This window comes from Asanoa hainanensis, assembly GCF_900188485.1.
Lineage (GTDB): Bacteria > Actinomycetota > Actinomycetes > Mycobacteriales > Micromonosporaceae > Asanoa > Asanoa hainanensis.
The window spans coordinates 98,833-123,164 of the sequence record NZ_FZPH01000020.1; the positions used below are offsets into that span (position 1 = coordinate 98,833).

Consider the following 24,332-nt stretch of genomic DNA (forward strand, 5'->3'; position numbering starts at 1 on the left):
GCATCGGTCGTGCCCCACGCGAGCCCGAGTCAGCGGCTATTGGGTTTGTCGATGTGTCCGGCCTCTGAATTGGTCTGGTCCCGGGATTCGTCGATCGGGTTTCTTGCCGTCACTTCCGCTCGGTCTTCGAGGAGTTTGTGGAGGCCGGAGATGTCGCGCGGGGAGGTTCGGGAGGCCAGCCAGTACATGATGCCGGTCGGGACGAAGAAGAGCTGGAACGCGGCCAGGCCGACCGAATAGTTCAGCGGTGACGCGTAGCGGGACGCCAGCAGGGCGAAGGCCACCGGGATCAGGCCGTTGCCGGCCGCTCGGCCTACGCCGTTGGTCAGGTTGCCCAGGCTGTAGACCGTGCCGCGGTATTCGGGTGGGTTGACGTCCGCGATCAGGGCGAACCAGTTCGGGGAGTTGGCCGAGGTCATGGCCAGCGCGATGATCGCGATCAGGAACGTGATGCCGACGCTCGGCTCCGTGACCACGCTGCCCAGGGCCGAGAGGACCACCTCGCCCGTGCCGGCGTTGACCGGCACGTCGATCTTGAACGGCAGGAAGAACAGGACGACATAGAGCGGCACGGCGGCCAGTACGCCGACCGAGGCGACCAGGGCCCGGCCGCGCAGGGTGCGCCGTTGCAGCTTGTCGCCGAGCATGCCGCCCAGGATCGAGAGCGCGCCGCCGAGCTGGAACATCGTCGCGAAGATGCTGCCCACGATGATCGCCGTGTCTTCCGGGTAGCCCTGGGAGATCGCGCGCTCCCGGAACAGCACCGGGAGCCAGACCAGCGAGCCGAACGCGATCTGGGCGGGCAGGCCTTGGAGGATCAACCAGACGTTGGTACGCCGGTGCACGATCGCGGGCAGGCTCTTGACGCTGATGCGGTAGTCGTATTCGTGGCCCTCGGCGATCGTCCCCGCCAGCTCCGGGTCGCTCTGGCCGCGCCGGATGTCGTAGGTGAAGAAGTAGGCGACCGTGGCGATCAGGCCGACCGCGCTCAGCACCACGAACGGGCGTCGCCAGTCAGCCGCGCCGAGGATGCCGCCGAGGCCGGTGCCGAGGAACGTGCCGATGCCCTGGGAGAGGCCCCAGAGGCTCATCACCAGGCCCCGGCGCTTCGGCTTGATCAGGTCGCTGACCACCGAGAAGCCGACCGAGCTCACCGCGCCGAGGCCGACCGCGGCGGCGACCTGGGAGACGAAGAACAGCAGATAGTTGCCGGCCACCGCGCTGCCGGTCATGCCGGCCGCCCAGAGCAGCGTGCCGATCATGAGTAGCGGCTTGCGGTTGCCGCGGTCGCCGTAGTACGCCCAGGCGACCGAGGCGATGGCGCTGACCAGGAACGACGTCGCGGTGACCGTGCCGACCAGGCCCAGCGGCACGTCGAACGAGTCCGCGATCGACCCGTAGAGCGGCGGCACGAGGCCGACCGCCACGTTGTCGAGCGAGGCCAGGACGATGAACACCACGACGCTGTAGATCCGGTGCACCCGGCCCCCGGTGGTGGTCACTCCGGGAGGCTACATCGGTGACCTGCCCCAGCGATCTAGCTTCGTTGGGTCGGGATCGGTGTGGCGGATGTGAGCGGCGCGCCGGATATCCGGTGCGGGCCCCGGTCGAGGTGGGCGACGCCGGCCCGGAGTGCCTCGATCACCGGGCGCAGCTCGAGCTGGTGCGCGTCGCGGACAGTCACGCAGGTCTCCATCCGCAGCGGCGCGGAGCCGGCGTGGATCGGGACCCACTTGAACCGGTCGGCGTCGCCACCGCCGAACATCATGCCGGCCTTGTACGGCAGCGCGACGTCGGAGGGCACCACCAGGATCCGGCCCCGGCGGCGGCCCGGCCGGCGGTGCTCACTGCGCAGCCGGATCACGCTCGTGGCGGTCTCGTAGGTCTCCATCGCGACCCGGCAGGCCGGGTCCGGGTCGGGGATGCCGGCCGCGATGATCGCGTCTTCGAGCACCCGCCGGGCCCGCACGTCGCGGGGCTGGAGGAACGCCTCGTAGTCGCTGACGAGCTCGGCCAGGGTGAGCCGGTCGTCCGGGAAGTCGCGGTCGATCATCGCCTCGAGGCGGGCCTCGTAGAGCCGGGTCGACCGCAGGCCCGGCCGGCGCACCGACGGGCCGATGATCAGGTGGAACTCGTTGCGCAGCAGGCGGTCGACCGGGTCGCCGTAGAACTGGTGCTCGGCCCGGAGCGGCTGCGACAGGTATTCGACCAGGAGCTTGTCGCCGGTCTCGGCCGACCGCAGCCGGTCCTCGGCGAGCGCGACGAACTGCGTGTGGTGCGGCCCGCAGGCCAGCGTCCAGATCGTCGGGGCGGCGGCCGCGGCGCCGATCCGCTCGTGCAGCGCGACTACCTGGCGCGCGATCCGCAGGACGCGCTCGCCGGCCGGGGTCAGCAGGTAGCGGCGGTCGACGTTGCGGCGCACCACGGGCTCGCCGACATGACTCTCGATCTTGGCGATCCGGTGCTGGACGGACTGCCGGCTGTATCCACCGTGGAACCCGGCCATCCGGCGGGCGGCGTCCTCATAGGAGCGCTCTTCGGCGAGCGCGATGAACGCCCGGAAGTCCCACTCGTCCAGTGGTTTCGGGCGTTGTTTTGACATCCGTTCAACGTAACGTCGCGGCGCGGAGACCAGAAGTGTCACATTGACGATACGAAGTGCCGGTGGCGGTTGTTACGCAGGGAAATCGCTCTCCGGCTAAAATATGATCTGCGTCACTATCTGCATTAGCACCGCTTCCACTTTATCCGGATTTATCGGGCGCAGGCCACGTTACGTTCCGTCGAACATTACCCAGCGCGAATCTCGTGCAAGCGCACGTTGCAGTTGCCCAGAGACCTGCCGGTACGCGGGCGCGGTCCGACGGTCCAAAAGGGAGTAGAAAGACAGAGCGGCTGCTCCGCTGGTGTCGGAGCAGCCGCGACCAGCCCTACCGGTCGAGGAGCCGACATGTCCCGGGTCAGCGAGAGCGTTGCGAAATGCCCTCCCCTGCTTCGACGTTGGCGCCGTGCGCTCCGCGCTCCCTCCGCAGCCTCACACACCGACGCGCCAGGCAACGCACATCGGGTACGTCGGCCGCGGCCGGTCGCGGCCCCGGCAGGTCATCTGGACAGCGCGATCTCCGAGGTGCATGCGGCCCGGGTCGCGATGCGCAATGCCCTGCTCGCGCTCGACCAGGCGATCGGCGACGGCGAACGGTTCGACGAAGCGTTCCGGCGGCTGGTCGACACCGAGATCAACGGCACGCGCGAAGAGGCGGCCATCCTGAGCGCGATGCTGGCCACCGCCGATCAGGCGGGCCCAGCCGCCGCCGCGTGAACCGGAGCCATCCAGAGCGCAAGCGTGCGATCGCCGGACGCAATCCGGCGCCTAGCGGCGCTGCGAAGGCAGCGCCCGAGAAGAGGCCAGCGGAGTGCCCGAGATCGGGTGCGGCCCCGCGTCCAGAGTGGCCACTCCAGCCTGGAGTTCCTCGATAACCCGCCGCAACACGGTGGCGTCGTCTTTGCGGATAGTCACATAGGTCGGCATGCTCAGCGGTCCGGACGACGCGTGGATCGGCACCCACTTGAACCGGCTGGCGCCCCTGCCACCGAACTCCATGCCCTTCTTGTACGGCTGCGCTACGTCGGACGGCACCACCATGACCCGGTTGCGACCGCCCTCCCGTCGCGCCTCCGTGCGCAGTCGCATAACGATCGCGGCGGTCTCCGTGGTCTCCATCGCAATCCGGGCGCCGCCGGGGTCGACCACGTCAGACTGTTGGATGGCCAGCTCGAGCGCGCGCCTGGCGCGGATGTCCTGCGGCTGAAGCAGCGCCTCGTAGTCACTGACCAAATCGCTGAGAGACAGTCGATCGCCTCGGAACCGCCGCTCGACCATCGCCTCCAGTTGGGCGCGGTACAACGGGATCGAAAGCAGGCTGGATTTGACGACCTCAGGGCCGATGATCAAGCGAAACTCTTGACGAACCAGCCGGTCGACGGGCTCACCCTGGAACTGCTCCTCACCGCGCGCAGTGCGCTCGAGATACTCGACCCGGATCTTGTCGGCGTCGCCGTTCTCCGCACGCAGACGGTCAGCGGCGAGCGTGACGAACTGGGTGTGGTGCGGTGCACAGGCAAGCGTCCAGAGCGGCGGCTCGACAGGTCCGGAGTCGATCCCGTCGTACAGCGCGACAAGGCGCCGGGCGACCGACAGGAACGTGTCGCCTGCCGCGGTCAGCGAGTAGGTCCCACCGGCCTTCCGCTGCAATAGCGTCTCGCCGGCCCAGGCTTCGATCTTTTCGACCGCCCGCCCGACGGATTGGCGACTGTAGCTGCCCCAAACATCGGTGAGTTGGGACGCGGCGGCGCGGTAGCTGCGGTTTTCCACGACCGCGATGAACACCCGGCAATCCCAGTCGGTGGGCTTATCCCGGTAGTTCTCAGTCACTCAACCAACCTAGCGTAATTGGGTCATCACGAAAAGTGTCGAGATGACGATACGGATCGGTCACATATCGCAGCGTTGTTACGGGGCGTCATCGTCACGCTCAGAGAACGCGCTCTCAGCTGAAAAGTGGCGTGGATCACATAAGCGCGGAACATCGGCATGATTTTTAGTCATTTACCGGGCTCAAATCGCCTCAGCGCCTACGTTACGTTCCGTCAAACGCTACCCAACGCGAGTCACCTGAAAGCAGACGTTGCGGCCGCTCACATAACGGAATGTCATATGCGCCATGCAGACGACCTTCAGGGAGTAGAAATGCAAGGCGGCTGCTCCGCTTCCACCGGAGCAGCCGCCACATGTCCCGACTGCCTGGAGCCGAAACATGCTTACTCCACACCGTACGCGAGAGCACTGGCATATACCCACCCCGTTCTCCGCTGCCGATGGCGGGCCGATCAGCCTGCGTCTTGCTCGGCCGAACCTCAACTGGCTCTTTTTCGTCGTTGGCGGGATCAACGTGGCGGAGGCCGCACTCACCGCGGTACATATGGAGCATCACACAGCGGTGAGAATTGCAGCGCACAGCGTGTCCGTCGCCCTCGCCGTGCTTCTCGCGTGGTGCGTCGACCGCAGCGCAGCCCGCGAACGGCTCGCCCGAGCCGGCATGGTGATCTCCGCACTCCCAGCGGTATACCTGCCGGCCAGCGAAGGACCGCTTTTGCTGCCGACGATCTTTATCGGTGCCGCCGTCGTTGTCACTGTCGCCGGTGAGGTCGGATACCGGGTAAGTCGCAAGTGCCGCTGCGGAGAGCGTTCGTGAGCGGCGGATACATCGAGATTGCCGTGTCCGAGGTGCACGCTGCACGGAACTCGATGCGCGACGCGCTCATCGCCCTTTACGACGCGCTCGAATCCGGCGAGGCAATGGATCCCGCCTTCCGGCGACTGATCTACAGCGAGATCCTCGGTGCCCGTGAGGAAGCCGCCGTGTTGACCGCCCTACTCGTCAACGCCAAACCCGACGCATCCTCGGCGAAACGTTGACTGATTAGTTGCTCCGCACCGCCCAGGCTGGTGCGGAGCATTACTACGTGGGCCGGACGGGTGCGAGGCCGAGTTCCTCGGCCCGGGTCCAGACCGCTTCCATCGCCTGGTCCGGGTCGCGGTGGAAGAGGCTCGCGCGCAGGCGCACGAAGACGCAGTTGCCGACCCGCTCCAGGACCGCCTGCCGGCGTAGTTCGGCCGCGAACGCCGTCGCGCCGCGGTAGCGGTCGTCGCAGGCGATCGCGAGCCGCCGGCCGTCGGGGGCGTTGACCACGAAGTCGATCTCGTACGCGCCCAGCCGGAACCGGGGCACCGGGCGCAACCCCGCCGCGGTCAGCCGCTGCCACACCTCGCGGGTGAACTCGCTCTCCAGCACCCGCGCGTCGGCCGGCTCCGGTGCGGGCGCGGGGCGGGTCACGTAGGAGAGCAGCAGCCCGCGGGCGTCGTCCGCGTTGAGGTCGCCGGCCCGCACCGAGTGGAAGACGAAGAGCTGGTCGCGGGCCCGGGACGCGGCGACGTTGACCCGGCGGTGGTAGTCGCGCTTGGTGAACGCGCCGATCGTGCCGTCGGCCGTGGCGACCACCGTGGACACCAGCACCACGTCGCGCTCGTCGCCCTGGAACGTGTACGGGTCGCCGACTCGCAGCGACCGCCGCTCGAGCTCGTCGGTGCCGAGCTCCGCGCGCAGGCGGTGCTGGAGATAGTCGGCCTGGCCGCTGGTCGAGAGCAGGCTGACCACGCCGATCGTCTTGCCCCGGTACGCGGGGTCGGCCACGATCTCCGTCACCCGGGCCACCAGCGCCTCGGCCTCGGCGACGTTGACCTCCCCGTACGGAGGCAGGCTCTGGCGGCGGCCGTCCGGCACGTACACGGCGGTGACCGCGGCGTCGAGCCCGGCCGGCCGGTCGGCGCGCAGCGGCTGGATCTTTCCGTCGTAGTACGTCTCGCTGGAGAACCGGATGATCGCCGGCACGCTGCGGAAGTGCTCCGTGAGCAGGATCCGCTGCGGCGAGCGGCGCACCGCGTGGTCGTAGAGGCTGCTCTCGGTGTCGAAGTGCACCGCCGACGGCATGCCGGCCGGTGCGAGGTGGGTGCCGATCAGCGCGTTGACCCGGTCGGCGGGCAGGCCGACGAGCTGCGGGCCGATCTGCTGGTCGTCGCCGACCACCACGGCGCGGTGGGCCAGGCCCAGCACCGGCAGCGCGAAGATGTCGGCCTGCGAGGCCTCGTCGACCACCACCACGTCGAAGATCGGGCCGGCGCCGGGGAACTGCTCCAGCGCCCGGTCGACCGACATGATCCACACTGGAACGGCCGTGGCCGCCTCCGTCATCGCCCGTTGCGCGGCGGCCTGCCAGTGCGCGGCGGTCTTGCCGGTGCCCTTGCCGATCTTGCGGAGTGCGGCGGTCCAGTCGGCCAGCGCCGCCTTGCGCCGGTCGTCCAGGGTGCGGGCGACCTCCAGCCAGGCCGAGCCGACCACCAGCTCGCCGGTCAGCCGGCGCTCCTGGTCGCGGGCCCGCTCCAGGCGCCGGGCGAGCTCACCGTCGCCGACTCCCCCGGTCACCTCGTCGAACCAGGTCTGCGCCTGCCGCCACGACCAGGCCCGCAGCGCGGCCTCGCCGCCGCCGTCGGGAGCCACGCCCCGCTCGTACGCGCCGGCCCACCCCGGTGCGACGTCGGCGAGCCGGGCGTGCAAGGCGGCGTACCGCTGAGCGTCCGGCCGGACGCCCCACAGCCGGCGGATCTCGGCGACCGCGCCGTTCCAGGCGACCGCGTCCTCGGCGGCCCAGGCCGCGGCCAGTGCGCGGAGCACCGGCGGTGCCCCGGGCGCGGAGGTGGCCTGGTCCAGCCAGCCGGCCATCGCCTCGTGCGTCGCCTCGACGCGGTCGACGGTGAACACCGCCGACGCCTGCTCGGCCAGGTCGGCGAGCTCGGCCAGCGCCGGGGCGTCGACCGCGCGGGGACACGCCGGGACGAGCACGGCCAGGTTGGCGCGCAGGGCGGGCCAGCGGCGGCTCTCCCAGTCGAGCGCGTCGAGCGCCTCGGCGAGCAGTTGGCCGGCCCACAGCTCCGGCTCGCCGCCGTGCTGCCCGGGTGTCGGCGCGCCCAGACGGGCGGACCACTCCGCCCAGCGGGCGGCGAGCTGGGCCCGCAGCTGCTCCCGCTCCACCCAGGCGACCAGCAGGTCGACGTCGGCGACCGTACGCGGCTGCTCGTCGTCGACCTGGCAGTCGGCGAGCAGCTTGGCCAGGTCGCCGTGGGTCAGCCGGCGGACCGGCTTCCCCGCGGCGAACCGCTCGCGGATCTGGCCGAGTTGGGCGAGCAGCCGGCGGGGCTGCCCGGCGTGCTCGGCGCCGATGTCCAACCGGTGGCCGGACAGCGCGGCGGTGCGCCGGCCCAGCTCGCCCAGCATCGACCGGCTCGCCGCCACCTGCTCGTCCCAGACCGCCTGCCAGCTCGGCTCGCGGATCAGGTGGCCGAGCCGGTCGGTCCAGCTGCCGGCCCGCCGGGCCAGCGTCTCGGCCGCGGCGCGCAACGCGCCGGCCAGCTCCTCGACGCCGTCCGGGCCCAGCCGGCGGGCGCCGTCCGGGTCGACGCCGCGATCCCGGGCCTGCTCGACCACCTTGGCCGCGTCACCGAGCGCCGCCCGCTGTGCCGCGACCGCCTCGCCGGAGGGCAGCGCGCCGTCGGCCGGCAGGTCGGCCAGCGCGTGCGCCCGGTCGGCCGGCGAGATCGCCCGCGCCAGGTCGCCGAGAAGCCCGAACTCCCCCGCCGTCAGCGGGGCCGGCAGCCCCGGCGGCACCGGGTCGGGCACGATGCCGTCCGCCCGCGTGCGGCGCAGCCACTCACCCACCTCGGCGGGCGAGGAGGGCACACCGCGGATCGGGTACGTGGTCGCCTCCCGCTCGGCCACCGCCAGCAGCTCGTCGCGGGCCGCAGCGAACCGGCCGTGTGCCGCGTCGATCTCGTCGGTGGTCCGGGCGACGTCGGCGGCCGCCACCGGGCGGTCGAGCGTGGCGGCGCGGTCGGACAGCTCGCGGGCGGCGATCTGCAACTGGACGAGCTGGTCGGCCGAGCGGCCGAGGACGGCCAGGCAGAGCGGCTGGAGCTCGGCGGGCAGCCCGTCGCGGAGCACCCGCAGCGGGTCCTCCTTCTGCGCCAGGACCAGCACGCGCTTGCCGTGTGCGACCAGGTGACAGATCAGGTTGCGGATGGTGTGCGTCTTGCCGGTGCCCGGCGGGCCCTGCACGGCCACCGTCCGGTGCGCGGCCAGCCGGGCCGCGATCGACTCCTGCGCGTCGTTGGTCGCCATCGGCATGAGCAGCCGCTCGCCGGTGCGCACCCAGGCGTCCGGGTCGTCGTCGGGCATCCGCAGCGCGCTGGGCTCGTGCGCGAGGATGCCGGCCAGTGCCCCGACCGCGCCGCCGCCGGGCGCGGCCAGCCGGTCGCGCTCGGCCTCCAGGAACCGGCGGACCATCCGCTGGCGCGGGCGCAGGAAGAGCACGCCGGTGTCGTGCACGTGCGGCTCGTCCAGCGGGTCTGCGCCGAACCGCAGCTTCGGCTCGAAGCCCAGCCGGCGCAGCGCCCGGTCGGCGAACTCCTGCCGCTCGGCCGCGTCCCACGGGTCGATGTCGACCTGGCCGCCCGGCGCGGCGAGGTCGAGCAGGTCGCCGACCCGGCGGTTGTCGAGCCCGCCGAGCGCGTCGACCTGGAGGCGGGCCGGACCCTGCGGGTGCACGGTGACGGTGGTGGTCTCCGGGTCGTAGTCGATCGCGACCGGCGTCGCCAGCAGCGGATAGCGCACCGGCTCGCCGCCGACGGGGGCGTCGAGGATCGCGTGGCCCCAGACGAGCTCGACCCGGGCGGAGTCGACGTCGACGCGATAGCGCAGGTCGTAGAGGCGGTCGTGCAACGCCCGGGCGGCGACGGCGTTCCGGAAGGCGGTCGCCCACGGCCGCCACTGCTCGTCGAGCCAGGTCGTAAACGCAAAGGTGCGGGTCTCGTCGTGGTCGCCCTGCAGTGTCGGCGGGTGGTCGGGCGTCAGATCCCAGGCCAGGTGGCGCAGCAGCGCGTTCGGGATCGACGGCGCCTGCGGCGGCATGGGCCGGCCGACCCGCAGCCAGCCGCCGCCGGGCTGCCGCGGGCCGAGCTCGACCGCGGGGTGCGTGGGCAGGTCGTGCTGCCAGAACGCGTCGCCCGTCGGCACCGCGCGAACCGGCTTGTCGAGCAGCGCCCGCACGGCGAGCAGGTACTCCGCGAGCGCTACGGCACGCTCGCGGATCTCGTGTGGCGCGTCGGCGCCCTCCGGCTGCTCCATCGCCGTCCGACGGTAGCGCGGTGGGGCCAGTGTTACGAGTTAGCCGGGCGGTCGTGGACGAGTTCGCGGACGGCGGCGTACTGCTCGCGGATCGCCGCGACCGGACGGGCGTCGTAGCTCTCCGTGCGGCCGTTCGCCCACGCCGGCGGTGCCGGCTGGTCCGAGATGGCCCAGGCGGCCTGGCGGGCGGCGCCGTCGGCGACGTACTCACCGGGCTCGGGCACCACGACGCCGCAGCCGAAGACCTCCGGAGCGATCCGCCGGACCGCCTCGCTGCGCGCGCCGCCGCCGATCAGGATCACCCGGTTGACCGCGGCGCCCTCGGCGATCAGCGCGTCGAGGCCGTCGGCGAGCGCGCAGAGCATGCCCTCGACCGCGGCCCGGGCGAAGTGCGCCGGCGTCGAGGTCTTCAGGGTCAGGCCGTGCACCGCGCCGGTCGACAGCGGCCGGTTCGGGGTGCGCTCGCCTTCCAGGTAGGGCACCATGACCAGGCCGTCGGAGCCGGACGGCACCTGGCCGGCCAGTTCGGCGAGCCGGCTGTGCGTCACGCCGAGCATCGCGGCCGCGGCGTCGAGCACCCGGGCGGCGTTGAGCGTGCAGACGAGCGGCAGGAAGCGGCCCGTCGCGTCGGCGAAGCCTGCGACGATGCCACTCGGGTCGGCGGCGGGCAGGTCGGCCACGCTGAACACCGTGCCGGACGTGCCGATCGAGACGACCACGTCGCCGGGCTGGGCGCCGACGCCCAGGGCGGCGGCCGCGTTGTCGCCGGTGCCCGGGCCGAGCACCGCGCCGCTGGGCAGCCGGCCGGCGTGGCCCGTCGGCGCCAGCACGGTCGGCAGCTGGGGCTCCCGGCCGAACGCGAGCGACAGCAGGTCGGGGCGGTAGACCCCGGTGGCGGGCGACCAGTAGCCCGTGCCGCTGGCGTCACCGCGGTCGGTGCGCAGGTCGGCCAGGGCGCCGGTGCCGCCGAGCCGCCAGGTCAGCCAGTCGTGCGGGAGGCAGACGGCCGCCGTGCGGTCGGCGTTGGCCGGCTCGTGCTCGGCCAGCCAGCGCAGCTTGGTGATGGTGAAGCTGGCCACCGGGACCGAGCCGACCGCGTCGGCCCAGGCCTTCGGGCCACCGAGCTCGGCGGTCAGGTCGGAGGCGGCCTGCGCCGAGCGGGTGTCGTTCCACAGCAGGGCGGGGCGGACCACCTCGCCCTGCTCGTCGAGACAGACCATGCCGTGCTGCTGGCCGCCGACCGCGACCGCGGCCACGTCGTCGAGCCCGCCGGCCTGGCGGCTGGCCTCGGTCAGGGCGCGCCACCACGCGTCCGGGTGCACCTCGGTGCCCTCCGGGTGCGTGGCGCGCCCTTCCCGGACCAGCGCGCCGGTCTCGGCGTCGCGGATCACTACCTTGCACGACTGCGTGGACGAGTCGATGCCGGCGACCAGCGGCATGGTCAGTTCTCCTTTAGCCCCGGGCGCCGAGCAGGTGCTCGACGGCCAACTGGTTGAGGCGGACGAAGCCGAAGCCCTTCGCGCCGGCCGCGTCCGCGTCGAAGTCCTCGTACGACGCGCGGTCGGCCAGCAGGTCGGTGTAGCTCTCGCCGGTGCCCAGCGTCGGCTGGCTCAGCTCGCCGACCTTGCTGGCGGCCAGCGCCTCCTGCACTTCGGGGTCGGCCCGGAAGGCCTGCGCCCGCTCTTTGAGCAGTAGGTACATCCGCATGTTGGCGGCCGCCGAGTCCCACACGCCGCCTGCGTCCTCGGTGCGCGAGGGCTTGTAGTCGAAGTGCCGCGGGCCGTCGTAGGCCGGGCCGCCGCCGGGCGCGCCGTGCTCGATCAGGTCGACCAGGGCGAACGCGTTCATCAGGTCACCGTGGCCGAAGACCAGATCCTGGTCGTACTTGATGCCGCGCTGGCCGTTGAGGTCGAGGTGGAAGAGCTTGCCGTGCCACAGCGCCTGGGCGATGCCGTGCGCGTAGTTGAGGCCCGCCATCTGCTCGTGCCCGACCTCGGGGTTGAGGCCGACCAGGTCGGCGTGCTCGAGGCTGGAGATGAACGCGATCGCGTGGCCGACCGTCGGCAGCAGGATGTCGCCGCGGGGCTCGTTGGGCTTGGGCTCCAAGGCGAAGCGGAGGCCGAAACCGCGGTCGATCGAGTACTGCGCGAGGAAGTCGACACCCTCGCGGTAGCGGTCGAGGGCCGCCTGCACGTCCTTGGCGAGGTCGTATTCCGAGCCCTCGCGGCCGCCCCACATCACGTAGGTCTGCGCGCCGAGCTCGGCGGCCAGCTCCATGTTGCGCATGACCTTGCGCAGCGCGAACCGGCGTACGTCGCGGTCGTTGCTCGTGAAGCCGCCGTCCTTGAACACCGGGTGGGTGAACAGGTTGGTGGTCACCATCGGCACGACGATGCCGGTCTCGTCGAGCGCCTTGCGGAACCGGGCGATGTGCTCGGCGCGGCTGGCGTCGTCGGAACCGAACGGGATCACGTCGTCGTCGTGGAACGTCACACCGTAGGCACCGAGTTCGGAGAGCCGGTGCACGGACTCCACCGGGTCCAGCGGCGGCCGGGTGGCGTCGCCGAACGGGTCGCGGGCCGGCCAGCCGACGGTCCAGAGACCGAACGAGAACTTGTCGGCGCGGGTGGGATCGGCTGCCATCCTGGGCCTCCTCCAAAAGTGCGCATCCTGGGCGCGGAATTTGTTTAGCGGTTGAATTATTTGACTGAGTCGTGGCAGTGTCAAGGGTGTGAACGGCGGATCACCGGTACGCCAGGCCAGCGTGCGGGCGCACAACCTGGCCCTGGTGCTGCGCCAGGTGGCCGCCGCCCATCGACCGCCGTCGCGCGCCGACGTCGCCGCCAGCACCGGGCTGACCCGGGCCACCGTCTCCGCGCTGGTCGACGATCTGGTCGGTGGCGGCCTGCTGGCCGAGGTGGGTCCGGCTCCCCGGGCCGGTGCCGGGCGACCGGCAGTCGGGCTCGTCCTGCACGCGTACGGCCCGGCCGGGCTCGGACTGGAGATCAACGTCGACTACCTGGCGGGCTGCGTCGTCGACCTGACCGGCACGGTGCGGCACCGGGCGGTGCTGCACGTCGACCAGCGCCCGCTCTCCCCGGACACCGTGCTCGCCGCGGTGGCCGACCTCGGTGCCCAGCTGAGGACGGAAGCGGCGGCCGCCGGCCGCGTCGTCGCCGGCGCCGCGCTCGCCGTTCCGGGCCTCGTCTCCGGCACCGGGCTGATCCACCGTGCGCCCAACCTGGCCTGGCACGACGTCGACGCGGCGGGCACGCTGGCCGGCGGACCCCTGGGCGACCTGCCGGTGACCATCGACAACGAGGCCAACCTGGCGGCCCTGGCCGAGCTGCACGCCGACGGGCAGGGGCTCGACAGCTTCGTCTACGTCTCCGGCGAGATCGGCATCGGCGCCGGCATCGTGCTGCACCGCGACCTGTTCCGCGGCGCCCGCGGCTGGAGCGGTGAGCTCGGCCACGTCTGCGTCCGCCCGGACGGCCCGCGCTGCCGGTGCGGCGCGCTCGGCTGCCTGGAGCAGTACGCCGGCCAGGAGGCGCTGCTGCGCGACCTGCCGGCCGGCGAGGCGGGCCTGGCCCGGCTGCGGGCCGACGACGAGCTGGCCCGGCACCGGCTGCCGTCGGCGGGCACGTCGCTCGGCGTCGCGCTGGCCGGCGTGGTCAACATGCTCGACGTCGACACCGTGGTGCTGGGCGGGATCTTCGGGCCGCTGGCGCCCTGGCTGGCCCCGTCCGTCGAGGCGGAGCTGTCCCGGCGGGTGCTCACCTCGGCCTGGTCGCCGATGACGGTGCGGGCGTCGGCACTGGGCCCGGCGGCCGCGGCGGTCGGCGCCGCGGGCGCGGTGGTCCGCGACATCCTGGCCGAGCCGGCCGAGTGGATGCGGACCTAGGCGGTCAACGACTCGGAGGCCGGCTTGGCCATCGCCTCGCTGAACTCGCTCAGGCCGCGCAGCAGCGCCTGCCGGGCGGCGGGGCTCATCTGGGCCAGCGTCTCGCTGAGCCGGCGACGGCGTTCGGCGCGCAGCTCTTCGAGCAGCCGGTGGCCGACCTTGGTCAGGTGCAGGGCGATCTCGCGGCGGTCGGTGCGGCCCGGGAAGCGCTCGATCATGCCGGCGGCGACCAACCGGTCGCAGAGCCGGCTGGCCGAGGAAAGGATCATGCCCAGGCTGCCCGCGAGGCCGCGCAGGTTGATGCCGTCGAACTCCTCGACCACGAGCATCGCACGCAACTGTGACCCCGAGACGCGATCGGCGGCACCCTCGCGCGCCGCGTCCCAGACGGACAGCAACGCCTCGGCCGCGCTGTCGACAGCGGCGGCCTGAGCGGTGACGTCAGAGGACGCATGGTGATCGGCCATGGTGGGAAAACCCTACCCCGAGGGCATACGTCGTGACCTCGCCGAGGGGACCAGCGATGAACGAACGGTTAGTCGATGTCGAACGCGCGCTGTCACGAGCCGAGGCCGACGCGATCGTCGAGCGGCTCGGCGACCAGCTCAAAGAGCACTACGGGATCACCGAAGCGGACCTCCTGCTGGTCGACTACCGGCTCTCCGCCCTACTGCCGCTGGCCGGCGGCGAAGCGGTGACCAAGCCCGGCCACCCGGCCTGGCGGAGCTTCGACCACCAGTCGGAGGTTTACGACGAGCCCGTCCTGTTCCTGCCCGTCACCATGCGCGGTGACCGGATCGGGGTCCTGCGGCTGGCGCCGGTGGCCGAGGACGACGACGTGGCCCGGGCCGAGCTCGCGGACCTGGCCACCCATCTCGCGCACGAAGTCGTGGCGGTGCGCGGCAGCACCGACCGCTACCTGGTCGCGGCCCGCGCCCGCCGGCTCACCCTGGCCGCCGAGATGCAGTGGGAGCTGCTGCCGGGCCGCAGCCGGTCCCGTCCGTCGTTCGCGCTGGCCGGGCAGCTCGAACCGGCGTACGCGGTGCGTGGTGACAGCTTCGACTGGGCCGACGACGCCCACCGGCTCTGGCTGTCGGCGGTGAACGGCTCCGGCGAGGGCATCGCCGCCTCGACGCTGACCAGCCTCGCGACGTTCGCGCTGCGCAACGCCCGGCGTGGCGGGCTCGACCTGGCCGACCAGGCCGCCCTTGCCGACCAGGCGGTCTACGCGCACTACCGGGGCGAGCAGCACCTGGCCGCGCTGCTGCTGCAGGTCGACCTGGCCAGCGGCGTGGTCACCGCGGTGGACGCCGGCTCACCACAGCTGCTGTTGCTGCGCGGCGAGGAGGTCAGCGACGTCGAGCTGGAGGCGCAGCTCCCGCTGGGCATGTTCGACGGCACCATCTACCGGCCGCAGACCTTCGAGCTGGCGGTCGGTGACCGGTTGTTCGTCATCAGCGATGGCGTGTACGACGCACTGGACCAGGCCGGCAGCCGCTACGGCGAGAGCGCGCTGACCAAGTTCGTCCGCCGCAGCCGCCACCGGTCGCCGCTGGACGCCGTGCGCGCGCTGCTCGGGGAGCTGCGCGCACACGTGTCGACCGATCTGGTGGACGACGCCGTGGTCGTCTGCCTCGACTGGAACGGCCCGAAAGCCGCTCCGTAGTCAGTTCGCCGTGTTGGGCCGTCGCGAGATGGCCTGCAGGAAGATGTCGCCGATCTTCGCCGGGTCTTCCGCGACGAAGACGCCGCCGCCGGTGACCTTCGTGATCTGGTCCAGCGGGCCGCGGTTGACCTCGTCACCGAGCCCGATGATGATCAGCTGCACCGGCTTCGACTTATCCTTGATCGAGTTGAGTTCCTTGATCAGCCCGGCCTGGCTGATGCCACCGTCGGGGTCGTCGTTGCCGATGCCGTCGGTGAGCATGACGATCGAGTTGACCCGGCCGCTCTGCCAGCCCTTCTGCACGTTCTTGTACGCGGCGAGAATCGTGTCGTACAGACCGGTGTCGCCGCCCTTCTTGGGCTGGATCGTGGCCAGCTTGCCGAGCAGCGCGGACCGGCCGCTGGACACCGGCTGGATCGGCACCAGCTCCTTGTAGTCCTTGCCACCGCCCAGGTTGGTGGAGAAAACCCAGAGGCCGACCGCCCAGTCGTCGCTGAACAACCCGAGACCACGGGTCGCCGCCTGTTGGGTGAGCTGCATCCGGGTGGCGTTGCCGGCGCTGGGTACCTTGCCGCCCATCGTGCCGGAGATGTCGATGACGGCGAGCATCCGGGCGGGCAGCGTGACCGCCGTCCAGGTGGCCAGCGTGCGGTCGACCACGGCCGGGTCGGCGCTGCCGGCAGCCGAGCCACCGGAGTCGCCGGACTTGGTCACCTGCGGGGTGCCGGCCGGGCTCGGCGCGCCGGCCGGTGCCTCGAAGCCGTCGCCCCAGGTGCCATCGGCGGCACGCAGGTGCTGGGCACCCAGGTCGTTCTTGAAGTCCTTGGCGGTCAGCACGCGGAACAGGCCCTCGGCCGCCTTCGCCTTCATCGGGTCGGTGCCGGGCATCACCGCGTACGGGTAGTCCAGCGACGTCGGCGCCGGCTCGAGGTAGAGCGCGGCCAGCGGGATCGGCGGCTTCGCCGAGTTGTACTGGACGACGTCTTCCTCGGACAGCGGCGCGACGGACAGCGCCTGCGCGATGCTCGCCGGGTCGGTGGACCGCGGGAACTTGGCCAGCAGGTCCTCGCGGAGTGCCGACTTGCCGGAGGCGAGCGCGCGGAGCACCGCGGTCTGCGCCGACGGCGCCTGCGCGCCGAGCGTGCCCGCCTGGGCGCCGAGCGCCAGCAGGCCGGACAGGCCGGCGGCGTCGCGGGTCGGCTCGACGATGCCGGGCTTGATCGTGGTGCCCGTGGTGAGCTGGCCGAGCAGGTCGAGCCAGCTGATCTTCTTCTGCGGCCACCCGATCTGCTGCGCGACCGGCTCGGGCATCGCGACGACCACCGGGCTGCGGGCGATCGACTGGCCGTTGGTCGGCGAGAAGCCCTGCGCCGCGCTGGTCAACCGCAGCAGCCAGGTCGACGAGTCCGGGACCCAGACGTCCGGCATCGTGGCGGTGCCGTTGGCGAGCCCGACGCCGGCCAACGAGACGCCGTGCTTACCGGCGACCACCGCGGCGACGTCAACGGGCTCCTGCTGGATCACGTTGACCGCGACGCAGACGCCGTCGGCTTGAGCGCCGCCGTCGACCCACGCCTTCGCGGCTTTCTCGATGGCGGGCGCTATCTCGCTCGCCGCCGCGACGTTCAACTTCGCCTCGCCCGAACATCCGGGCTGGGATACCTGTCGGTAACCGAAGTAAACGCCAACGGAAACGAGCACCAGCGCCATCGCGGCAGCGATGACGCCAGCGCCGCGGAGCTTCATTCGCATGCGATGCCGGCCAGACACCCGACCATCTTGCGTACAGGGAGGCATCTGCGACAGGTACGTTCGGCTTAAAGTTACGCAGGAGCAACGAACTTATCGGTTATCGTCACTTCCTGTGACCGCGTTACTCCGACGTGTTCGCTAAATCCCTTAGTCAGCAACCTTTTTCGCGGATCCCGAAATGACGGTCTCGCGCGGAGGTAACACGCAAGTCGGACTTGCGACCGGGACGGGCGCGTCGACCATCGTGGGCACACCGGTCCGCGGATCGACCGCGAACACCGAGACCGAGTCACCGAGTTGGTTGGCGATGTAAAGGTGGTCGCCGGCCAGCGCCAGGTGCCGCGGCCAACGACCCCCGCAGTCGATCTCGGTGACCAGCCTCGGCGCGGCACCGTCCAACGCGAACACCGACACCGTGTCGACGCCGCGGGTCGCCACGTAGAGGTAGCGCCCGTCGGTGCGGCACGCGATCTCCGACGGGAACTTCTCGCCGGAACGGGTGCTCGCCTCCAGCCGGTTGCGCTGGCGCCACTCCGTGCCGTCCAACTCGAAGCTCGTGACCATTGCGTCCAGCTCACCGGTCAGGTAGGCGCGGCGACCGTCCGGGTGGCGGGCGATGTGCCGCGGCCCGGTGGCCGGCGCGAGGCGCATCGGCTCGCCGGCCGGCGCCAGCCGTTCGCCGTCGATCCGGTAGGGATAGAGGCCGTCGGTGCCCAGGTCGACCGCGACCAACGGCCCACCCGCCGGGTCGATCGAGATCATGTGCAGGTGCGGCCCGGCCTGCCGGTCCCGGTCGGGTCCGTGGCCTTCGTGGACGACCAGGTCGGTCCGCTCGCCCACGACACCGGTCATCGGGTCCAGCGGGTGCAGGGAGATCGAGCCGCTCGCGTAGTTGGCGGCCAGCAGATGCCAACCGTCGGCGGTGACCGCGACGTGGCACGGCTCGGCGCCACCGGTCTCGGCCCGCCCGTGCGGCCGCAACGGGCCCTGGCCGTCGACCGCCCAGCCGGTGACCTCGCCCTCGGCGAGCTCGTTGGCGGCGTAGAGCACGGGCAGCGTCGGGTGCCAGGTCAGGAACGACGGCGACGGGGTACGCGCGACCACGTCACCGGGCGTCAACCGGCCGGAGACCGGGTCGCGGGTGGCCGCGATGATCCCCTCGCCCGTACCGCCGGATTCCTTCGTGTAGCAGCCGAGGTAGACGATCTCGTCGGTCACGCGTTGATCCAATCACCGACGCCGGCACGCTGCGGCCCGCCCGCAAATCCTATAGGATCTTTGATCGTGCAGCCCGCCCGACGGATCACGCTCACCGACGACGTCTACGCCGCGGTGCAGGCCCTGATCATGGATCACGAGGTGCAGCCCGGCGCCCGCATCAACATCGACGCGTTGGCCCGCCGGCTGGCCGTATCCCCCACCCCGGTGCGCGAGGCGCTGGCCCGGCTCGAGTCCGACGGCCTGGTCAGCAAGACGCCACTGGTCGGCTACACGGCGACGCCGCTGCTGACCCGCGCCGAGTTCGAAGAGCTGGTCGAGATGCGACTGGTCCTCGAGCCGGCCGGGGCCGCCAAGGCCGCCGGCGCCGGCCTCGACACCGGTGAGCTGGCCGGGCTGCGCGGGGCGGCCGACCTGCCGGGGCCCGGCGGCGCCGACGCGGTCGCGGCGTTCACCGCGCAGGACGCCCGCTTCCACCACACGCTGGCCGAGCTGTCCGGCAACCGGATGCTGCACGCCGCGGTCGTCCGGCTGCGGGCCCACCTGCACCTGTTCCGGCTGCACTTCCCGACCGCGCACTACGGCGTCAGCGCGAGCGAGCACCACCGGATCGTCGACGCGGTCGACGCCGACGACGCCGACGCGGCCGCCGACGCGATGCGCGCCCACCTCACGGCGGCACGCGACCGCCACCTGCCCTTCTTCGAGAGCCGGTAACCACCGATGCGGATCGCCCTCTTCGTCACCTGCGTCAACGACCTGATGTTCCCGGACACCGGCAAGGCGGTGGTGACCGTGCTCGAACGGCTCGGGCACCAGGTCGAGTTCCCCCTCGACCAGACCTGCTGCGGCCAGATGCACGCCAACAGCGGCTACCGCGCCGAGGCACTGCCGCTGGTGGCCAACTTCGTCCAGACCTTTTCCGCGTACGACGCGATCGTGGCCCCTTCGGCGTCGTGCGTGGCGATGGTCCGGGAGAGCTATCCGCGACTGGCGCCGTCCGATGATCTGACGGTGGTAGCCGCGCGCACCTTCGAGCTGTCCGAGTTCCTCGTCGACCAGTTGGGGGTGATCGACGTGGGCGCCCGCTTCCCGCACCGGGTCACGTACCACCCGACCTGTCATGGCCTGCGGATGCTCCGGCTGGGCGACCGGCCGCGGCAGCTGTTGGCGGCGGTCGAAGGGTTGACGCTGTCGCCGCTGTCGGGAGCCGAAGAGTGCTGCGGGTTCGGTGGGACGTTCGCGCTGAAGAACCCGGGCGTCTCGGGCGCGATGCTGGCCGACAAGTGCGCGGCGGTGTGCGACACGGGTGCTGAATATCTCGCGGCCGCCGACAACTCGTGCCTGACCCACATCGGTGGCGGGCTGTCCCGCTCGTCGGCTCCGGTGACACCTATCCACTACGCACAGATCCTGGCCGCGCGATGACGGGCACGGGGAACGTCGTCACGCCGTTGCCGTTCCCGACGGCGGCTCGGCGGGAGCTCGGCGACCAGCAGTTGCGGCACAACCTGCGCAAGGCGACGCACACGATCCGCGACAAGCGGCTGCGGGTGGTCGGCGAGGTGTCCGACTGGGAACAGCTCCGGGTGGCCGGCGCGGCGATCAAGGACGACGTGCTCGCCCGGCTCCCCGACCTGCTGGAGCAGTTCGAGGCGGCCGCGACGGCGGCGGGCGCGACCGTGCACTGGGCGCGTGACGCCGGCGAGGCGTGCGCGGTGGTGGCGGGCCTGGTGCGCGCCACGGGCACCGCCGAGGTAGTCAAGGTCAAGTCGATGGCGACCCAGGAGATCGGGCTCAACGAGGCGCTGGAGGCGGTCGGCATCCAGGCGGTGGAGACCGACCTGGCCGAGCTGATCGTGCAGCTGGCCGACGACACCCCGTCGCACATCCTGGTGCCGGCGATCCACTACAACCGCAGCCAGATCAGAGACATCTTCGCCTCCCGGATGCTCGGCGTCGACGCCTCCTCGTTGACGGACGACCCACCGGCCCTGGCGGAGGCGGCGCGGCGGCACCTGCGGTCCCGGTTCCTCTCCACCAAGGTCGGCATCTCCGGCGCCAACTTCGCGATCGCCTCCTCGGGGACGCTGGCGGTCGTCGAGTCCGAGGGCAACGGCCGGATGTGCCTGACCCTGCCCGAGACGCTGATCTCGGTGGTGGGCATCGAGAAGCTGCTGCCCTCCTTCGCGGACCTCGAGGTGTTCCTGCAGTTGTTGCCCCGGTCGTCGACCGGCGAGCGGATGAACCCGTACACGTCGCTGTGGACGGGGGTGACCCCGGGCGACGGACCGCAGACGGTGCACATCGTGCTGGTCGACAACGGCCGCACGGACACGCTGGCGGACGAGGTCGGCCGGCAGGCGCTGCGCTGCATCCGGTGCTCGGCGTGCCTCAACGTGTGCCCGGTGTACGAGCGGGTGGGCGGGCACGCGTACGGGTCGGTGTATCCGGGCCCGATCGGCGCGATCCTGTCGCCCCAGATGAGCGGCGAAGGCGCCAACCGCACGCTGCCGTACGCGTCGACCCTGTGCGGCGCCTGCTTCGACGCGTGCCCGGTCCGGATCGACATCCCGCAGGTGCTGGTCCACCTGCGACAGCGCGGTGTGGACGACTCCCGCGGCCGACCGTCGGCGGAGCGCACGGCGATGCGCACCATGTCCTACGTGATGCGCGACCGCCGCCGGTACGCCGCGGCCCTGCGCACCGCCCGCCGGGGCGCCGCACCGCTGCGCCTGGTCGCGGGCCGGCGGGGAGCACTGCGGCGGGTGCCGTGGCCGCTGTCGGCCTGGACCTCGGTGCGCGACGCCCCACTGCCGCCCAAGCAGACCTTCCGCGAATGGTGGACCCGTGAGCACTCCTCCTGACGCCCGCACCGAGATCCTGCGCCGGGTCCGCGCGGCCCAGCCTGCCGCGCCTGTCGATGTCCCGCGCGACTACGCCGCGGACGACGGCCCGGCCGGCTTAGCGTTGGTCGACCTGCTGGTGGACCGGTTGGAGGACTACAAGGCCACGGTCCGCCGTTGCGCCGCGGCCGATCTGCCGGCCATCCTCGCCGCGTCGCTGACCGACGTGCCGTCGGTGGCGCTGCCGCCGGGGGTGCCGGCCGCGTGGCTTTCTCTCTACGGAGGCGAGATCGCCCGGGATTCAGGGGACGGGTTGACGGTCGCGGACCTGGACGCACCGGGCGTGGCGGTGGTGACCGGCTGCGCGGTCGCGGTGGCCCAGACCGGCACCCTGATCCTGGACGCGGGCCCGGACCAGGGCCGCCGCCTGCTGACGCTGGTGCCCGACCACCACGTCTGCGTGGTCCGGGTGGACCAGATCGTCGAACGCCTACCGGCCGCCCTGCGCCGCCTGGCCGACCCGACCCGCCCACTGACCATGATCTCGGGCCCGTCGGCCACGAGCGACATCGAGCTCAACCGCGTGGAGGGCGTACACGGCCCCCGCCGCCTGGACGTCGTCATCGTCGCCTGAGATCGGATCGCGTACGCATAGAGCGCTTGTGATGGAAGCGCTCCCATGGCAGACTTCTCATCGAGCCGCATCTACGTGGGTCGCACCGCATCATCGCCGAGGGCACCGGGGTTCGTCTACTCCGGACGGCGGGTGTGACGCCGCGCGCTGGCGCCTGACCGGGCCGGGCCGAGCAATCGCATAGCCACCCCCATCCCCGGGTTCGGACCCGGTCTGGCCAAGGAGAAGACACGGCAATGACACTGTCGATAAGACGGCGGCTGCTCGCCGTCGCCGGGGCCGGCCTGCTCGCCGCCGCCGGCCTCGTCGCGACCTCGACGCCGGCTCAGGCGGCCGTCGCCTGCGACGTCACCTACACCACCAACGACTGGCCCGGCGGGTTCACCGCCAACGTCACCCTGCGCAACACCGGTGACGCGTTGACCAGTTGGACGCTCGGCTTCACCTTCCCGAACGCCAGCCAGCGCGTACAGCAGGGTTGGTCGGCGACCTGGACCCAGTCCGGCCAGAACGTCACCGCGCAGAACATGTCCTACAACGGCAACCTCGCGACCGGCGCCTCCACCTCGATCGGGTTCAACGGCGCGTGGAGCGGCAGCAACCCCAAGCCGACCTCGTTCACCGTCAACGGCACCACCTGTGGCGGCACGACGCCGGGCAACACCGCGCCGACCGTGACGCTGACCAGTCCCTCCAGCGGCGCGAACTTCGCCGCCGGGGCCGCGGTCTCGCTCGCCGCCACCGCCAGCGACGTCGAGGGGCCGATCAGCCGGGTCGAGTTCCTGATCGACGGGACGGTCGTCAACAGCGACACCAGCTCCCCGTACGCGTACAGCGCGACCTCCGTCGCCTCCGGCAGCCACACCGCGGCGGCCCGCGCGTACGACAGTGCCGGTTTGACCACCACCACCTCGGCGGTGCCGTTCACCGTCGGCGGCGGCACGTCGACCCCGACCCTGCAGTCCAGCACCGGCGCCGTCAGCGTCCCCGAAGGCGGCTCCGCGACCGTAACGTACCGGCTCAGCTCGGCACCGAGCAGCTCGGTCGCCGTGTCGCTGGCCAAATCCGGTGACTCCGACATCACCATCTCGCCGACGAGCTTCACGTTGACCAGCTCCAACTGGAGCAGCGGCGTGCCGGTCACCGTCAGCGCGGCCGAGGACAGCGACCAGACCAACGGCAGCGCGACGATCACCGCGACCAGCTCGGCCGGCAACGTCAGCGTGACCGCGACGGAGTCCGACAACGACCAGCCCAACAACGGGTCGAAGGTGGACAACCCGTACTCGGGCGCCCGCGGCTACGTCAACCCGGAGTGGTCGGCCAAGGCGGCCGCCGAGCCGGGCGGCTCCCGCGTCTCCAACCAGCCGACCGCGGTGTGGCTGGATCGGATCGCCGCCATCGAGGGCACCCCGGACAGCCAGTCCAACGGCCCGATGGGCGTCGAGGACCACCTGGACGCGGCGCTCGCGCAGGGTGCCGGCTACATCCAGTTCGTCATCTACAACCTGCCCGGCCGGGACTGCGCGGCGCTGGCCTCCAACGGTGAGCTCGGCGTCGACGAGCTGCCTCGCTACAAGAGCCAGTACATCGACCCGATCGCGGCGATCATGAGCAACAGCAAGTACCGCAGCCTGCGGATCATCACGATCATCGAGATCGACTCGCTGCCGAACCTGGTCACCAACCTCAACATCGCCAAGTGCGCGACGATGAACTCCAACGGTGGGTACGTCGACGGTGTGGGCTACGCGCTCGACAAGCTGGGCGCGATCCCGAACGTCTACAACTACATCGACGCCGCACACCACGGCTGGATCGGCTGGGACAGCAACTTCCGTCCGACCGCCCAGAAGCTCCGGGCCGCCGCCGGCGCGTCCGGCGCGACCGTCAACGACGTGCACGGCTTCATCGTCAACACCGCCAACTACTCGTCGCTGCGCGAGCCGTTCTTCAACATCAACACGACGGTCAACGGCCAGCAGATCCGGCAGTCCCGCTGGGTCGACTGGAACTTCTACGTCGACGAGCTGACCTTCGCCCAGGCGTTCCGGACCGAGCTGGTCAGCCAGGGCTTCAGCTCCAGCATCGGCATGCTGATCGACACGTCCCGCAACGGCTGGGGCGGTTCGGCACGGCCCACCGCGGCGAGCACGTCGACCGACCTCAACACGTTCGTCGACCAGTCCCGCATCGACCGGCGGATCCACGCCGGCAACTGGTGCAACCAGAGCGGGGCCGGCCTCGGCGAGCGGCCGACCGCGGCGCCCGCGGCGGGCATCGACGCGTACGTCTGGGTCAAGCCGCCGGGTGAGTCCGACGGTTCGAGCCGCGAGATCCCGAACAACGACGGCAAGGGCTTCGACCGGATGTGCGACCCGACGTACACCGGCAACTCGCTCAACGGCAACAACCTGACCGGCGCACTGCCCGACGCACCGATCTCCGGCGCGTGGTTCTCGGCGCAGTTCCGCCAGCTCATGGCCAATGCCTACCCACCGCTCTCCTAGATAGATAG

19 protein-coding genes are annotated in these 24,332 nt (G+C 71.5%); 10 read left to right on the plus strand and 9 right to left on the minus strand.

Going from position 1 to position 24,332, the window contains the following annotated elements; translation table 11 throughout:
* Window positions 1-29 precede the first annotated feature (29 nt).
* Both CHC05_RS34890 and CHC05_RS34895 read right to left on the minus strand, forming a co-directional pair.
* Window positions 30-1,502 carry an MFS transporter gene (locus CHC05_RS34890; RefSeq protein ID WP_245871373.1) on the minus strand — a complete coding sequence of 491 codons (1,473 nt, stop codon included), beginning with the start codon at window positions 1,500-1,502 and terminating at the stop codon, window positions 30-32.
* 35 nt (window positions 1,503-1,537) lie between these two features.
* Window positions 1,538-2,602 (minus strand): LysR family transcriptional regulator, encoded by a 1,065-nt coding sequence (locus CHC05_RS34895; RefSeq protein ID WP_089254898.1) that lies wholly within the window; start codon window positions 2,600-2,602, stop codon window positions 1,538-1,540.
* 348 nt (window positions 2,603-2,950) lie between these two features.
* On the opposite strand from CHC05_RS34895, the gene CHC05_RS41050 reads away from it, so the two are divergent.
* Window positions 2,951-3,319, plus strand: coding sequence for a hypothetical protein (locus tag CHC05_RS41050; RefSeq protein ID WP_144022903.1), 369 nt, complete (start codon window positions 2,951-2,953; stop codon window positions 3,317-3,319).
* 51 nt (window positions 3,320-3,370) lie between these two features.
* On the opposite strand, the gene CHC05_RS34905 is transcribed toward CHC05_RS41050, so the two are convergent.
* Entirely contained in the window at window positions 3,371-4,432 is a 1,062-nt protein-coding gene (locus CHC05_RS34905) for a LysR family transcriptional regulator (RefSeq protein WP_089254900.1), read from the minus strand.
* Between the two features lie 382 nt (window positions 4,433-4,814).
* On the opposite strand from CHC05_RS34905, the gene CHC05_RS41055 reads away from it, so the two are divergent.
* Entirely contained in the window at window positions 4,815-5,252 is a 438-nt protein-coding gene (locus CHC05_RS41055; RefSeq protein ID WP_144022904.1) for a hypothetical protein, read from the plus strand.
* Window positions 5,249-5,476 (plus strand): hypothetical protein, encoded by a 228-nt coding sequence (locus tag CHC05_RS34910; protein WP_144022905.1) that lies wholly within the window; start codon window positions 5,249-5,251, stop codon window positions 5,474-5,476. The genes CHC05_RS41055 and CHC05_RS34910 overlap by 4 nt, the downstream gene beginning before the upstream one ends.
* A 43-nt stretch (window positions 5,477-5,519) precedes the next feature.
* Here the strand turns inward: CHC05_RS34910 and CHC05_RS34915 are convergent, their stop codons facing one another.
* The 3 genes from CHC05_RS34915 to xylA are packed head-to-tail and all read right to left on the minus strand — an operon-like array spanning window position 5,520 to window position 12,437.
* Window positions 5,520-9,794 carry an AAA domain-containing protein gene (locus CHC05_RS34915; RefSeq protein WP_089254902.1) on the minus strand — a complete coding sequence of 1,425 codons (4,275 nt, stop codon included), beginning with the start codon at window positions 9,792-9,794 and terminating at the stop codon, window positions 5,520-5,522.
* A gap of 32 nt (window positions 9,795-9,826) precedes the next feature.
* Window positions 9,827-11,233: a xylulokinase gene (gene xylB / locus CHC05_RS34920; RefSeq protein WP_089254903.1), complete on the minus strand. Its 1,407-nt coding sequence runs from the start codon at window positions 11,231-11,233 to the stop codon at window positions 9,827-9,829.
* A 13-nt stretch (window positions 11,234-11,246) separates the two neighbouring features.
* Window positions 11,247-12,437, minus strand: a complete 1,191-nt coding sequence (xylA, locus tag CHC05_RS34925) for a xylose isomerase (RefSeq protein ID WP_089254904.1) — start codon at window positions 12,435-12,437, stop codon at window positions 11,247-11,249.
* 88 nt (window positions 12,438-12,525) lie between these two features.
* Here xylA and CHC05_RS41850 point away from each other — a divergent pair, with 88 nt between their 5' ends.
* On the plus strand, window positions 12,526-13,698 hold the full coding sequence (locus CHC05_RS41850; RefSeq protein ID WP_245871374.1) for an ROK family protein: 1,173 nt from the start codon (window positions 12,526-12,528) through the stop codon (window positions 13,696-13,698).
* On the opposite strand, the gene CHC05_RS41855 is transcribed toward CHC05_RS41850, so the two are convergent.
* Window positions 13,695-14,165, minus strand: coding sequence for a MarR family winged helix-turn-helix transcriptional regulator (locus CHC05_RS41855; protein ID WP_179266505.1), 471 nt, complete (start codon window positions 14,163-14,165; stop codon window positions 13,695-13,697). The genes CHC05_RS41850 and CHC05_RS41855 overlap by 4 nt on opposite strands.
* A 56-nt stretch (window positions 14,166-14,221) precedes the next feature.
* Between CHC05_RS41855 and CHC05_RS34935 the strand changes: the two genes are divergently transcribed.
* Window positions 14,222-15,364 (plus strand): PP2C family protein-serine/threonine phosphatase, encoded by a 1,143-nt coding sequence (locus tag CHC05_RS34935; protein WP_089254905.1) that lies wholly within the window; start codon window positions 14,222-14,224, stop codon window positions 15,362-15,364.
* On the opposite strand, the gene CHC05_RS34940 is transcribed toward CHC05_RS34935, so the two are convergent.
* Together CHC05_RS34940 and CHC05_RS34945 are read right to left on the minus strand one after the other, a co-directional pair.
* Window positions 15,365-17,116 carry a VWA domain-containing protein gene (locus CHC05_RS34940; protein ID WP_089254906.1) on the minus strand — a complete coding sequence of 584 codons (1,752 nt, stop codon included), beginning with the start codon at window positions 17,114-17,116 and terminating at the stop codon, window positions 15,365-15,367.
* Window positions 17,117-17,263: 147 nt separating this feature from the next.
* Window positions 17,264-18,334, minus strand: coding sequence for a lactonase family protein (locus CHC05_RS34945; protein WP_089254907.1), 1,071 nt, complete (start codon window positions 18,332-18,334; stop codon window positions 17,264-17,266).
* A 66-nt stretch (window positions 18,335-18,400) separates the two neighbouring features.
* On the opposite strand from CHC05_RS34945, the gene CHC05_RS34950 reads away from it, so the two are divergent.
* The 5 genes from CHC05_RS34950 to CHC05_RS34970 all read left to right on the plus strand — a co-directional run bounded on the left by CHC05_RS34950 (window position 18,401) and on the right by CHC05_RS34970 (window position 24,324).
* Window positions 18,401-19,051, plus strand: coding sequence for a GntR family transcriptional regulator (locus tag CHC05_RS34950; RefSeq protein ID WP_245871375.1), 651 nt, complete (start codon window positions 18,401-18,403; stop codon window positions 19,049-19,051).
* Between the two features lie 6 nt (window positions 19,052-19,057).
* A complete protein-coding gene (locus CHC05_RS34955) occupies window positions 19,058-19,762 on the plus strand; it encodes a (Fe-S)-binding protein (protein ID WP_089254908.1) in 705 nt (234 codons plus the stop codon).
* Window positions 19,759-21,201, plus strand: a complete 1,443-nt coding sequence (locus CHC05_RS34960) for a LutB/LldF family L-lactate oxidation iron-sulfur protein (RefSeq protein WP_089254909.1) — start codon at window positions 19,759-19,761, stop codon at window positions 21,199-21,201. Before CHC05_RS34955 ends, CHC05_RS34960 begins: the two co-directional genes overlap by 4 nt.
* Window positions 21,185-21,814: a LutC/YkgG family protein gene (locus CHC05_RS34965; RefSeq protein WP_089254910.1), complete on the plus strand. Its 630-nt coding sequence runs from the start codon at window positions 21,185-21,187 to the stop codon at window positions 21,812-21,814. Before CHC05_RS34960 ends, CHC05_RS34965 begins: the two co-directional genes overlap by 17 nt.
* Window positions 21,815-22,050: 236 nt before the next feature.
* Window positions 22,051-24,324, plus strand: coding sequence for a glycoside hydrolase family 6 protein (locus tag CHC05_RS34970; protein ID WP_089254911.1), 2,274 nt, complete (start codon window positions 22,051-22,053; stop codon window positions 24,322-24,324).
* Window positions 24,325-24,332: the final 8 nt, after the last annotated feature.